Annotated in this window: 13 protein-coding genes and 1 pseudogene; 5 read left to right on the top strand and 9 right to left on the bottom strand. The window is 68.3% G+C overall.

Annotated features, from left to right (window positions below; all coding sequences use genetic code 11):
• Window positions 1-2: 2 nt before the first annotated feature.
• Window positions 3-449, bottom strand: a complete 447-nt coding sequence (locus AC3EO4_RS38715) for a VOC family protein (RefSeq protein ID WP_431900419.1) — start codon at window positions 447-449, stop codon at window positions 3-5.
• 10 nt (window positions 450-459) lie between these two features.
• Complete coding sequence (locus AC3EO4_RS38710; RefSeq protein WP_431900417.1) at window positions 460-1251, bottom strand: alpha/beta fold hydrolase; 792 nt, start codon at window positions 1249-1251, stop codon at window positions 460-462.
• A gap of 378 nt (window positions 1252-1629) precedes the next feature.
• Between AC3EO4_RS38710 and AC3EO4_RS38705 the strand changes: the two genes are divergently transcribed.
• Window positions 1630-4191: an AAA family ATPase gene (locus tag AC3EO4_RS38705; RefSeq protein WP_431900416.1), complete on the top strand. Its 2562-nt coding sequence runs from the start codon at window positions 1630-1632 to the stop codon at window positions 4189-4191.
• Between the two features lie 43 nt (window positions 4192-4234).
• Here the strand turns inward: AC3EO4_RS38705 and AC3EO4_RS38700 are convergent, their stop codons facing one another.
• Together AC3EO4_RS38700 and AC3EO4_RS38695 are read right to left on the bottom strand one after the other, a co-directional pair.
• Entirely contained in the window at window positions 4235-4501 is a 267-nt protein-coding gene (locus AC3EO4_RS38700) for an alpha/beta fold hydrolase (RefSeq protein WP_431900415.1), read from the bottom strand.
• A 121-nt stretch (window positions 4502-4622) separates the two neighbouring features.
• Window positions 4623-5057, bottom strand: a pseudogene (locus AC3EO4_RS38695) (alpha/beta fold hydrolase); the annotation flags it as partial.
• A 294-nt stretch (window positions 5058-5351) separates the two neighbouring features.
• Between AC3EO4_RS38695 and AC3EO4_RS38690 the strand changes: the two are divergent.
• The 3 genes from AC3EO4_RS38690 (at window position 5352) to AC3EO4_RS38680 (ending at window position 6555) form a co-directional block, all read left to right on the top strand.
• Entirely contained in the window at window positions 5352-5741 is a 390-nt protein-coding gene (locus AC3EO4_RS38690) for a hypothetical protein (protein WP_431900414.1), read from the top strand.
• Between the two features lie 107 nt (window positions 5742-5848).
• Window positions 5849-6274: an Ohr family peroxiredoxin gene (locus AC3EO4_RS38685; RefSeq protein WP_379575679.1), complete on the top strand. Its 426-nt coding sequence runs from the start codon at window positions 5849-5851 to the stop codon at window positions 6272-6274.
• Window positions 6275-6390: 116 nt separating this feature from the next.
• Entirely contained in the window at window positions 6391-6555 is a 165-nt protein-coding gene (locus AC3EO4_RS38680) for an AAA family ATPase (protein ID WP_431900412.1), read from the top strand.
• A 34-nt stretch (window positions 6556-6589) separates the two neighbouring features.
• On the opposite strand, the gene AC3EO4_RS38675 is transcribed toward AC3EO4_RS38680, so the two are convergent.
• The 5 genes from AC3EO4_RS38675 to txtE form a co-directional block, all read right to left on the bottom strand.
• Window positions 6590-6718: a hypothetical protein gene (locus AC3EO4_RS38675; protein WP_431900410.1), complete on the bottom strand. Its 129-nt coding sequence runs from the start codon at window positions 6716-6718 to the stop codon at window positions 6590-6592.
• Window positions 6719-6945: 227 nt separating this feature from the next.
• A complete protein-coding gene (locus AC3EO4_RS38670; protein WP_431900409.1) occupies window positions 6946-7479 on the bottom strand; it encodes a flavin reductase family protein in 534 nt (177 codons plus the stop codon).
• A gap of 9 nt (window positions 7480-7488) precedes the next feature.
• A complete protein-coding gene (locus AC3EO4_RS38665) occupies window positions 7489-9024 on the bottom strand; it encodes a tryptophan halogenase family protein (RefSeq protein ID WP_431900407.1) in 1536 nt (511 codons plus the stop codon).
• Between the two features lie 67 nt (window positions 9025-9091).
• The gene (locus tag AC3EO4_RS38660) at window positions 9092-10330 is read right to left on the bottom strand and encodes a nitric oxide synthase oxygenase (protein WP_379575675.1); all 1239 of its coding nucleotides are present in this window, start codon (window positions 10328-10330) and stop codon (window positions 9092-9094) included.
• A gap of 65 nt (window positions 10331-10395) precedes the next feature.
• Window positions 10396-11616 carry a 4-nitrotryptophan synthase gene (gene txtE, locus AC3EO4_RS38655; protein WP_431900405.1) on the bottom strand — a complete coding sequence of 407 codons (1221 nt, stop codon included), beginning with the start codon at window positions 11614-11616 and terminating at the stop codon, window positions 10396-10398.
• Between the two features lie 195 nt (window positions 11617-11811).
• Here txtE and AC3EO4_RS38650 point away from each other — a divergent pair, with 195 nt between their 5' ends.
• Window positions 11812-12033: an MbtH family protein gene (locus AC3EO4_RS38650; protein WP_379575673.1), complete on the top strand. Its 222-nt coding sequence runs from the start codon at window positions 11812-11814 to the stop codon at window positions 12031-12033.
• Window positions 12034-12077 lie beyond the last annotated feature (44 nt).

Below are 12077 nucleotides of genomic sequence, written 5' to 3'. Positions count from 1 at the left end.
GTTCAGCGGCCGGGGGCGCGCTGGGTGACTTCCTGGAGGAACCACTGGTTCCCGTCGGGGTCATGGAAGGAGGCGAACGAGCCGTAACTGGCCCGCTCGGGGTGGAACCCGGACACCCGCTCGGCGTGGCCGGGGTGGTGGAAGACCCCGGACGTGTCGCGGAACGGGCCGCTCACCGTCACCCCACGGGCGGCGAGGTCCTTCAGCGCGGCTTCGAGGTCGGTGACGATCAGATGCGGGCCCAGATAGGTGCCCGGGGCCGTGGTGGTCAGCCCGTCACCGAAGATGATCGAGCAGGCGGAGCCCGGCGGGGTCACCTGGATGACGCGATATCCGTCGCGGACGGGGAAGTCCGCATCCAGCCGGAATCCCAGCGTTTCGACATAGAAGGCCTTCGCACGGTCCACATCGGACACCGGCAGGACGACGACTTCGAGTTTCCAGTCCATGAGATTCTCCTCAGCGGGTCGCGCGGTCGGCGGATTCGATGACGTTGACGACGACGCCCGGGCGCGAGACGGCGACGGAGTGGGACGCGGCGACCTCGATGATGTGGGCCCCGGCGCGTTCGGCCATGAACCGCTGGGCGGCCACGGGGATGTTGAGATCCTTCGTGGTGACGATGTCCCAGCTCGGCTTCTCCCGCCAGGCGGGCGCCGTCGACTTCTCCTCCAGCGCGGCCTTCGCGACCGGGCGTTGGGACGCGGCCATCAGCGCGGCCTTCCGCGCGGGGACGTCGGCGGCGAACTGGCGATGGAAGGCGTTCTGCCGGATGTAGAGGTCGGTGCCGACCGGCTCCAGCGTGCCGGGAAGCGTCGAGCCGGGGAACTCGGTGCTGAGCCCGAGCGCGCTCTCGCCGGCCTCAGGCAGGAACGCCGCCACGTAGACGAGGGCTTTGACCTTGCTGTTCCCCGTGCCGGCCGCGCTGATGACGCTGCCGCCGTAGGAGTGACCGACGAGGATGACGGGTCCGTCGACGTGCTCGATCAGCCCGCGTAGCGCGGCGGCGTCGGAGGCGACGCCACGCAGCGGATTGGCGGCGGCGATCACAGGGTAGCCGTCGCGGCGCAGGCCGGCGACGACGTCGTTCCAGCTGGAGCCATCGGCGAAGGCGCCGTGCTCCAGGATGACTGTGGGCTTCTGCTTCGGCGCCTTGCCGGCCGTGTCCGCCAGGGCGGCGACGGGAAGGACGCAGACGGCGGCGGCGATCGTCGCCGCCGTGGCGAGAAGTCGCCTGGACCGGTGGTTCATGGAGTTCACCTTCTGGGTGAGCGATTCTGACGCTCCCCACCCTCGGCTGTGCTCCGGCCTGCGCACATCGGTCATCTGACGGTGAGTCAGACGACGCCCGAGCGGCCGGGCGTCAGGTGACCGATGCGCCGCGAGCGGGGCGACGAGCACTGCGGCCTGAGCGGGGGCCAGGCCGCAGATCTCACCGCCCTGGTCGCCTGGGTCCGGGGGCCGGGCCACTGACCTCCCCGGGCCGGCCACGGGCACCGGATGTGCGCCCGGCCCGGCATATACCCGTGGCCCCCAGAGAGTGGACCAGGGACGTTCCCTGGGGCCACGGGACCCCCGCTGGGCGAGGCTGATCACCAGTCAAGTCACGCGGATTAGGGGGCGGCGAGAGTGATCATCGGCAGGAATCATGAGCGGGCGGTGATCTCCGGCATGGTGGAGTCGGTCAGTGGCCAGGTGATGGTCGTACGGGGCGAGGCGGGTGTGGGCAAGAGCGCCCTGCTTGAGGAAGCGGCGGAGCTCGCGGTCCGGGACGGTCATCTCGTGAGCCGGATCACCGGCGTCGAGGCCGAGTCCGAACTGCCCTGTTCCGGGTTGCACCAGCTGCTCTACCAGTTGCTTCCGCTGACCGACAGCCGCCCGGTGCTCGACGCGGTCACCGGGCGGCAGGCGGACGATCTCCCGTCAGTGATGACGCTCGGCATCGCGGTGCTCGACCTGCTGTCGGAGATCGCCATGCGTCGTCCGCTGCTGGTGATCCTCGACGACGGCCAGTGGCTCGACGACACCAGCGCCGAGGTCTTCGGCTTCGTCGGACGCCGGATCGGAGGCTTCCCGGTGAAGCTGCTGATCGCCGTCCGGGACGAGATCGCTTCCCGGTTCGATCTGGCCGTGCTGCCCGAGATGCCGGTGGGCCCGCTGAGCGACGAGGACGCGGTACGCCTGCTCGACCAGCGGCACCCGTCCCTGACCGAGGAGGTCCGCCAATGGGTGCTCGACCAGGCCCTCGGCAACCCCCTCGCGCTGCTGGAGCTCCCGTCCCAGGCGGGCGACGCGGGATTGCCGCGAAAGCTCCACCGCCTGTACGGCTCCCGCATCGCCGAGCTCGGCGACCAGGCTCGAGCGGAGCTGTTGATGGCCGCGCTCGACGGTGTCGGTACCCGGCCGGGCGACGGCGGCCAGAAGCCGCGCCACCGGATGCGCAACGTCGACGAGGCCGTGGCGTGCGGCCTGCTGGACGCCGAACCGATCACCGGTGACGTCACCTTCCGTCACCCGCTGGTCCGCTCGAGCGTCGTGCAGATGGCGACCCCGGACCAGTGCCGGGCGGCGCATCGCGCGCTCGCTGACATCCACCGCGACGATCTCGAACGTCGTGCGATGCATCTGACCGCCGCGCATGTCACACCCGACGAGCTGAGCGAGGATGCCGGGGAACGGGCCAGGCGGCTCGGCTACGCGACGTTTCTGTCGGGATACGCGGCCAGACTCGGCGCCGAGGTTCCCCCCGGCCCGCTCACCTATGGTCCTGACGTGGCCGCCGTCGCCGTCCACCAGGCGTTCTTCGAAGACGGCGACGTGCGCTCTGCCTATCGGCAGGTCGTGGCGATGATCGAGGACATGCGCGGTGAGCGCACGGAGACGCTCGCCCGGATGCTGGACCTCATGCTCGTGATCACGCGGTACGCGGCCGACCCTGAGCTGTGGTGCGAGGCGCACGAGATCCTCGCGTCCTTCGGCGACTTCGTCACCGAGCAGACCCACGTCTACGGCAACACCTGGAGCGATGTGGTCCTGCATGGGCGCGGCTGGGCTGAACCGCTGGAGCGGGCGGCGGCGAACCTGCGCGCGCGGGAGCCCTGGGACGTCTCCCGCCTGGCCGTGGCGGCCTACCACCTCGACATCGTCACCCAGTACCGGCCGCACCCGGAGCGCGTCGTAGAGCGCGAACTGGCGACGGGCACCGTTTTCAGCGGCATGTTGATGCTGACGGTGATCATGCTGGACCAGATGGGAGCCGGAGACTGGGAAGCCGCGACGCGGACGGGAGAACGAGTCCTCGCGCTGGAGGTCGAACACGGCCGTCATCAGCTCGCCTACCAGACACGGGCCCACCTCGCGCAGCTCGCCGCCCTTCGTGGCCAGGTCGCCCGGGCTCGTGAGCTGTGGGCCGAGGTCGAGACCTGGGCCCGCCCGCGCGGCGTCGGCCTGCTCACCGATCTCGCCGACTCGGTTGCCGTGACGATCTCGCTGAGCTCGGGCGACTACGAGGCCGCCTACCGCCAGGCCGCCGACATCACGCTACCGGGGACCTTCTGGGCCTACCGCGTTCAGGCGTCACGGACTCTCCTCGACTTCGTCGAGGCAGCCCTGCACACCGGCCGTACGGAACAGGCGCGCCGGCACGCCCTCGCCGCCAGCGAGGCGGGCTTCGCCGACCTCTCCCCGCGCCTGGCCCTGACCTGTTACGGAGCCCTCGCGATGACCGCGAGCTCGGAACGAGAGGCCGCCGAGATGTTCGCGCGCGCCATCTCCCATCCCGCGGCCGCACGGTTCCCGTTCGAAACGGCGCGCATCCAGCTGGCCCACGGGGTACGGCTGCGCCAGGCCCGCGAACGCACGGCGGCCCGGCCTCTCCTCGTCCAGGCAGCCGAGACCTTCGAACGGCTCGGCGCCGCCGCATGGGCCGAGCGAGCCGGTACCGAGCTGCGGATCATCGGCGCGACTCCGCTGGTCTCCGCTTCGTACACGTCGCTGACCTGGCAGGAACAGCGCATCGCCGACCTGGCGGCCAGCGGCCTCACTAACAAGGAGATCGGTACGCGGCTGCGGCTGTCACCGCGTACCGTCAGCTCCCACCTGTACCGGATCTTCCCCAAGCTCGGTGTCTCGACCCGAGCGGCCCTCCGTGACGCCATGAATCGCCCCGACCGGGTCGCGGTCAACAGCTGACCCGCCGGACCGTGGACCCGGCCGGGGCGACCCGGCCTCACCTTCAGCTCGCCACGAACTCCAGCAGCGCCCGATTGAACGTCTCCTCGAACGCGCCGACCAGGCTGTGCGGGGCTCCCGGCACGATCTTCAACGTCGCCCGAGGCAGCAACTCGGCCGTCTTGAGGGCCGACGCCGCGATCGGCACGATCTGGTCGTCCTCCCCGTGCACGACCAGCACCGGGATGTCGATCTGCGGCAGCTCGGCGGTGAAGTCCGTCTCGGAGAACTGTTTGACGCAGTCCAGCGCGGCCGACAACCCCGCCGCCATGCCCTGCGACCAGAAATTCCCGGCGCTTGCCCTCCGACACGCTCGCACCGGGGCGGTTGAACCCGTAGAACGTCTCGCTCAGGTCGTAGTAGAACTGCGATCGGTTCGCCGCCACGCCAGCACGGATTCCGTCGAAGGCTTCCAGCGGTGTGCCTTCCGGATCGGCGGCCGTCCTGAGCATCAACGGCGGCACGGCGCCGAGCAGGACGGCCTTGGCCACCCGCGCCGAGCCGTGGCGGCTGAGATAGCGCACCACCTCGCCACCGCCGGTCGAGTGGCCGACCAGGACGGCGTCGCGGACGTCCAGGTGCTCCAGCAGTTCGGCAAGGTCGTCGGCGTACTGGTCCATGGTGTTGCCGTCCCATGTCTGGGTGGAACGGCCGTGCCCTCGGCGGTCGTGGCTGATCGCCCGATGCCCGTTCGCGGCGATGAGGTGGGCCTGGCGGTCCCAGGCGTCCGCGTTCAACGGCCAGCCGTGCGAGAAGACGACGGGGCGGCCGGAACCCCAGTCCTTGTGGAACTTCTGGGCCCCGTCCTTGAGGGTGATGAAAGGCATGATCGGCACCTTTCGCTCGTGCGGAACGGCCGGAGGTCTCCGGCCGCTTCGATGCTGGCCTCGGCCGGTCTGATGCCGCGCCGGTCAAACGACTGCCGAAGCGGTACCGCCGACCGGCGTCAGATGACGCGCGAGAGGCCGTATACGGGTTGTCGGCCTGGTGTATACGCCCTATCAGCGCTGTTCAGGGATGGTGCGTCGGCGGAAGGGCGCGCCCGGTGGGGTCCCTTCCGGGCATCGCCGCTAACACTTCGTCAACGTTCCGCGGAAACCCGGCACCTAGGGTCCTACGCCATGTCGAGTCACCCGATATCCCGCGAATCCCACCAGGCACCCGAGACACCGCAGGAGGACGGCGGCGTCATGGCGCTACTGGAGCGCATCGGCTCGGTCGTCGTACCGATCGCGGTGGCGCTCTACGCCGTGCTCTATATCGGCATCGAGCACCCGCAACAGGTGGGAGTCGATCAGGCGGTGCTGTTCGGCCGGATGATGAGCACGCTAGTCCTGCTCCTGCTGATCGCCGCCCCGTTGCTCGGGGTCGAGAGCGATGGCACGTACGTCCTGTACGACTGCGACAAGGTCGAGACCTTCCGCAGGCCGATGGAGACCACCAACCTCGGCCGGATCGAGCTCCAGCCCGAGCGCGAGAAGGGCTTCACCTGCGGTGGACTGGCGAAGTGAGACCCCTCCGTCACCTGTTTGACAGGTGATGAAGCACCTGCCAATATCGTCACCAGTTGAACGGGTGACGCAAGTGGGCGTCCCCGTCCGCGAGGAAGGGAACAGCCATGGCTGCCAGCTACACCGCCGTCGTCACCGTGACCGGAGAAGGACGCAACGGGGGCCGGGTCTCGGCTCACGACGGGCTCCTCGACACCGGCCTCGCCATCCCCAAGGAGTTCGGCGGGGCGGGAGACGCGACGAACCCCGAGCAACTGTTCGCCGCCGGTTGGGGCGCGTGCTTCCTCGGCGCCGTGCGCAGGGCGGCCGCGGTGCGCAAGGTACGGCTCGCCAGCACGAGCATCACGGTCGAGGTGACCTTGAACCACGGTGACGACGGCGAGTTCGGCCTCGCCACCGTGCTCAACCTCGAACTGGGTGGCATCGACCAGCCGACCGCGGAGGAACTCGGCGCGGCGGCCCACCAGATCTGCCCCTACTCCAAGGCCACCCGCGGCAACATCCCGGTCGTCATCCGGGCGATCGCCGTCTGACCCTCGGTCCAGCCTGCCTCATCACGGAAGGGATGTGATCCCATGAAGGTGCTCTCGGTGGCCGTGCTCGTGCTGGCCGTCGCCGTCGCCTGCTTCGCTCAGGTGTGGTGACATCCGTGTCGTTGTTCGGACGGGAAGCCGAGCTGAAGGCCCTGTCCTGGCTCGTCGAGCACCCCGAGGACGGTAGCGGCGTGCTTCTGCGGGGGGAGGCGGGCATCGGGAAGTCCGCGCTGGCGGCGGCGGCCGTCGCGGGGCGAGGGCAGCGGGCCTACGCGTGCTGACGACGACGGGCGTGGTGGCCGAGCGGAGCCTCGCCTATGCCGCCTCGGCCCTCGCCAGGAGCCAGTCGACGGCGGTGGAGTCGGGGATGATCGCGCGAAGGCGCGGTTCGAGCTCCTCCGGCACCGTGTAGACCGCGCCGCTCTGCCCGAGCCGGGCCATCACGGGTTGCCCCGCGACATAGGAAACCGTCAGCCCCTGCAGGGCCAGTACCTGGTTGATCTCCTGCCTGACAAGCTCGGCGGACTCGATCGCGTCCTCGTCGTACTCGAGGGGATGACAGACTCGGCAGACCAGACGCTCGGCCGCACCGGGGTCCAGGGTGGAGAGAAGGCCAACACCCGGGCAGTCAGTTGAGTGATAAGGAAGCCATGGTCAGGGCGCGGAAGCCGCTATCGGTCGGTCGGCGGGCCGGGGGTGTGGAAGGCTCGGGCGCCGTATAGCAGGGGGCGGGCGACGTCCGCCACCACGTTCTCGACCGTGCCGCAGACGATCACGTGATCACCGACGATGGCCGAGTTCGCCACCCGGCACTCGGCCATCGCGAAGGCATCGTGAGCGAACCAGGGCAGGCCGGTGAGCGGTGCGGGGCGCCAGCGGACGTACGAGAACCGATCGGGTTCCGGTGAGGCGAACCGCTGCGCGGCGGCCTGCCCACCGTCGTGCAGAAGGTTGACGACGAACGCGCGCCGCTCCTCTATTGCGGCCAGGGTGCCGCTGCCGACCTGCAGGCAGACGAGCAAGGTGGGCGGGTCCAGCGCGACGCTCGTCAGCGACGTGCAGGTCAGTCCGTGCGGCCGGTCGTCGGCGCCGGCCGAGGTGACGATGGACACGCCGGTGAACCAGGAGCTCATGAACAGCCGGAAGGGGTCCGCCGGATCGTTCTCCACGGTCGATCCCGACGGTGTCCTGGCAACGACTCTCATGGTGTTCCCTCAGCCGTTGATGGAGGCTAGGTAGTCGTAGCAGGAGGGCAGGGTAGCGACCAGCTCGTCGGCTTCCTTCTGCAACTGCGCCATGGCCTCACGGGCAATGTTGGCGTCGAGGTGTTTGAGAGCTGGGTTGGCCGGCGGCCGGCGGTTGAGTCCGAGGTTCATGGCGTTCCAGGAGTAGCTTTCGAACCCGTGGTAGCCCTGGTAGATCGTCTCCTCGTCGAGGAGCCGGTTCGCGGCGAGGTCGAGCCGCTCCGCCAGGCTGTCCGGCATCGGCCGGAGCTTCGCCGCCTTCCAGTACGGCGTGTCCTCGCGCCGGGCGGACTTGTAGTGGAGCACCAGGAATTCCTTGATCCCGTCGACCGCCCGGTTGATGCGGTTGTTGTAGGCGCGCGTCAGCGCCGGGTTCCAGTGCTCGTCGGGGAAGTGCTTCACCAACTGCTCGATTGCGTGCTGGATGAAGAAGATGCCGGTCGACTCAAGCGGCTCGACGAAGGCGCTGGACAGCCCGATCGCCACGCAGTTCTTGACCCAGGATTCCGTGTTACGGCCGATCCGCATGCGGATGTGGTTGGCTTGCAGATCGTCGCGGCCTGGTGCGATGGCGGCACGGAGCTCCTGCTCCGCCTCCTCCGGGCTGATGAACTGGTCGGAGTAGACGTAGCCGTTGCCGTTGCGCTGGAAGAGTGGGATCGTCCACATCCAGCCCGCGCTCATCGCGGTGGCCGTGGTGTACGGCTCCATCTCCGTCACGTCCGCGCGAGGCACGCGCAGGGCCACCGCCCGGTTGTTCGGCAGTACGTCCTCGAAGGACATGAACGTCGTGTCGAGCGCCTTGTTGATCAGCAGGCCGCGGAAGCCGGTGCAGTCGATGAAGAGGTCGCCCGCGATGTCGCCGTGCTCGGCGGTCTGGATGTTGGAGATATGCCCGCGCTCGTCCAGGCGGACGTTCTCCACGCTGTCGATGATCCGCCGGACGCCGCGCCTGACGGCGTAATCGGCCAGGTAGGACGCCACCTTGTCGGCGTCGAAGTGGTAGGCGTACGGGAACTGCGCCCGCTGGTCGTCGAGTGTCGATCGGCCGAGTGAGCCGTCCATGCCGGTGGTGAAGAGCGAGCCGTCCAGCATCCGCGGTGAGCGCTTCGCGTCGCACAGGGCCGTGGTGATGAAACATTGGCGGTCGAAGGGCTGGCTGTGATCACCCAGCTCCAGCCACCAGTCGGCCAGGGAGAAGCCCTCCACGCTCCGCAGCCGCTCGAACGGGTGGTAGAAGTGCTGGCCTGGGGTGCTCCAATCCTGGAAGCGGATGCCCAGCTTGTAGCCGCCGGCACACTTGGGCAGCCAGTCCGCCTCATCCAGGCCGAGGAAGTCGAAGAAGTGCCGCACTGTGCTGAACGTCGCTTCACCGACGCCGATGCGCGACACCTGCGCGGATTCGACGAGCGTGACGTCGATGCGGTCGGCGAAGGCAGCCTTGAGATAGCTGGCCGTCATCCAGCCGGCGGTTCCGCCGCCCACGATAACTATGGATCGGATCATGACTGGTCCTCCTTGGCGTGCGTCTCACTTCCAGGCCGCGCTCGACCTGGTCGATGTGCTTGACGGGCTACCTGCCGTTCCCGGCTATGCGACCCGGCGGGACCGGGCAGTGGTCACGCTCCCGCCACGTGGCCTGTCCGTCATGGTGGAACCCCGGGCTCAGCTCGGCCTCGTCGTAGTACCGGTGGAACACCGGCGTTATCCCGCCCGAGATCGGCGGCACGATCCAGCTCCAGTCTGTGGGCACGATCCGGCCCTGGCGCTCCTCTCTCGCCAGGTGCATGAGGAACCGTCGCGACTCGGTGTGATGGTCGGAGATCTTCACACCCGCGGCCTCGAAGGAGTGCAGCACCGCGATGTTGATCTCCACGAGGGTGCGGTCGCGCCACAACGTGCTCTCACGCGCCGTGTCCAGGCCCAACTGCTGGGCCACGTCAGGCAGCAGGTTGTACCGGTCGACGTCGACGAGGTTGCGGGCGCCGATCTCGGTTCCCATGTACCAGCCGTTGAACGGCGCGAGCGGGTAGTCGAGGCCACCGACGCGCAACCGCATGTTCGCGATGGCCGGCACCGCGTACCAGCGCAGCCCCAGATCGGCGAACCACGGATACTCCGGATGGGTGAGCGGCACCTCGAGCACGATGCCGCGGGGCACTTCGAAGAGCTCGGGCTTCTGGTTGGAGGCCTCAATGACCAACGGCAGAAGATCGTACGGCCCGCCGGGCGGTTGCCAGCCCATCGCCAGGACCTTGTCGGTGAGCTCCAGGTGGGCCGGGTCGCCGATCACCGAGCCGTCAGGGCTGCGGTACCCGGCGTACCGGACCAACTGGTCGTTCCACACGCGTGGACCCGGGTTACCGGGCGTGTCAGGAGCGAAGATGGTGATCGTCGGCCGGATCCGCCCGCCGTTGGTGGCCAGGCGCAGATGCTCGCAGAGCTCCCGGTGGATCTCCTCGGCTGACCTTACTTCTCGCAGGTCACGGACCTGCAGGTTGTTCCAGTAGAGGCGGCCGATGCACCGTGACGCGTTGCGCCAGGCGACCCGAGCGCCGAACGTCAGTTCCTCGATGCTCTGCGTGTACGTGCTGGTCGCCGTGATCTCGGCGCGGACCGCAGCGAGCCGGTCGGGCAGCGCGGGGCTGAGACCAGGGTTCTCGGCGTGGTACCGGCTCAGGAAGTCGACGGCCTCCGACTCGAGATCGGTGACTTCCGTCGACAGTGCCAGCGCCGGTCGCGGCGTGGTGAACTGCCGCACGCGGTTGGTCGGGTGGGGACAGCCGTCCTGGGGGGAGATTTCGGATTGCATCGTCGTTCCTCGCGGATGCTCGTAATCCGGCTCTGCCGCCGGCCTGGGGGCCGGTACCGGGACGATCAGGAGAGGCGCAGTGGAAGCGACCGCAGCGACCGGAACTCCAGGTTCTGGTTCCAGACCGGCTCGCCCGCCAGGCTGATCCGGGGGTAGCGCTCGAAGAGCTTGGCGAAGAACCACTTCAGCTCAAGCGACGCGATCTGCCTCCCCAGGCAGGAGTGCGGGCCGAGGCCGAAGGTCAGATGCCTGTTGCTGTTGGGCCGGTCCAGGTCGAAGACGTGCGGCCGGTCGAACATCCGCCGGTCGCGGTTGGCCGCGCCGAGGAAGAGCGCGACGTTCTGCCCCTTCTCGATCGTCGTGCCCTCAAGCTCCAGGGTCTCGCCGGCCACCCGCCAGGTGAACTGGTTGGAGGCGTTGAACCGGACCACCTCGTTGGTCGCGTTGTCCGCGGCTCGCGGGTCGTTCAGGTAACGGTCGATCTGCTCCGGATGGGTGGCGAACGCCATCATGCCGCTGCTGGTCGAGCCAGGGGTGGTCGGTGCGAACAGCGCGATCAGCAGCAGGACGAGCTGGTGGATGGTCTGCTCAAGTGACACGTCGGGCGACGAGCCCACCGCCGCGGCGAGCCGGGCGATCACCGTGCCGTCGACCACCGTGCCACGCTTGCCCTGCACCAGCTCCAGGGAGTAGGTGTGCAGTTCGGACAGGTTGTCCAGCAGAACGTCCAGCGAGACCGGCTGATCCTGCGGCCCTGACCAGTACGTCATCAGGGCGTCCACCCGCGGGGTGACGTAGGCCAGATCCTCCTGGGGGAGGCCGAAGGCCCGGACCGCGGCGTTGACCGGCAGCTTGGCGGCCAGCTCGGGAACCGCGTCCAGGGTCTCCGTCCCGGCGGGGATCGAGGCGACCAGATCCGCCGCGACCTCCTCGATCACCTTGCTGTAGTGCTCGTGGGCGATGCGGGTGAACGCCGACTGCGTAGACCGGCGCAGCGCGGTGTGCTTGGGCGCGTCGGTGTACATCATGACGTTGCTGGTGAACTGGTGGTAGATGTTGTCCTCGGCCAGCGTTCGGCCCTCGAACTTGGTGCTGAGCACCTCCGTCATGCGCTCCGCCTTGAAGCGCGGGTCCTTGAGCGCGGCCGCGCAGTCGGCGTACCGGGTGAGAGCCCAGCCGTCGAGACCCGCACACCAGTGCACCGGTTCGCGATCCGACAAATCCGCGTAGACCGGGTATGGGTCCGGAATGATTTCGGGGTTCGAAAGTGGGGACGGGTCGCCCATAGTAGCTCCTCCGGCTCAGACCAGCGGCGTTGAAATCCACGTGGCACAGGAAGCTACGTCGAGGCTGTATCCCTGCCTTATCGGTGGTTTATCCGACCGGTACGAGAAGCATGTGAAACGGATTGATAACTCGGCGATAAGTGAAATCCATAACCTCGGCGCAAGGCCCGAGCCTAGAAGTCGAGGAGTCGAGTGATGACCAATCCGTTCGAGGACGAGAATGGTAATTACCTGGTGCTGGTCAACGACGAGAATCAGCGCTCACTGTGGCCGTCCTTTGTGGACGTTCCGGCCGGATGGACGGTTAGTCACGGCCCTGACACCCGCCAGGCGTGCCTGGATTACATCGAGCGTACCTGGACCGATATGCGTCCTGCGAGCCTCGTCGCCTTCATGGAGTCGACGTCGCGCGGCTGAGTAGGCGGTCTCTCCAACCCCGCGCCCGGGGACGAACAGGAGCC

It is taken from the genome of Nonomuraea sp. bgisy101, assembly GCF_057708945.1.
This window is presented reverse-complemented; position numbering and strand designations above follow the sequence as displayed.

Bases quoted from the DNA above. Each gene is read 5' to 3' on its own strand.
- AC3EO4_RS38715 (WP_431900419.1), bottom strand. From the start codon at position 449: ATGGACTGGAAACTCGAAGTCGTCGTCCTGCCGGTGTCCGATGTGGAC.
- AC3EO4_RS38710 (WP_431900417.1), bottom strand. From the start codon at position 1,251: ATGAACCACCGGTCCAGGCGACTTCTCGCCACGGCGGCGACGATCGCC.
- AC3EO4_RS38700 (WP_431900415.1), bottom strand. From the start codon at position 4,501: ATGGCGGCGGGGTTGTCGGCCGCGCTGGACTGCGTCAAACAGTTCTCC.
- AC3EO4_RS38690 (WP_431900414.1), top strand. From the start codon at position 5,352: ATGTCGAGTCACCCGATATCCCGCGAATCCCACCAGGCACCCGAGACA.
- AC3EO4_RS38685 (WP_379575679.1), top strand. From the start codon at position 5,849: ATGGCTGCCAGCTACACCGCCGTCGTCACCGTGACCGGAGAAGGACGC.
- AC3EO4_RS38670 (WP_431900409.1), bottom strand. From the start codon at position 7,479: ATGAGAGTCGTTGCCAGGACACCGTCGGGATCGACCGTGGAGAACGAT.
- AC3EO4_RS38665 (WP_431900407.1), bottom strand. From the start codon at position 9,024: ATGATCCGATCCATAGTTATCGTGGGCGGCGGAACCGCCGGCTGGATG.
- AC3EO4_RS38660 (WP_379575675.1), bottom strand. From the start codon at position 10,330: ATGCAATCCGAAATCTCCCCCCAGGACGGCTGTCCCCACCCGACCAAC.
- txtE (WP_431900405.1), bottom strand. From the start codon at position 11,616: ATGGGCGACCCGTCCCCACTTTCGAACCCCGAAATCATTCCGGACCCA.
- AC3EO4_RS38650 (WP_379575673.1), top strand. From the start codon at position 11,812: ATGACCAATCCGTTCGAGGACGAGAATGGTAATTACCTGGTGCTGGTC.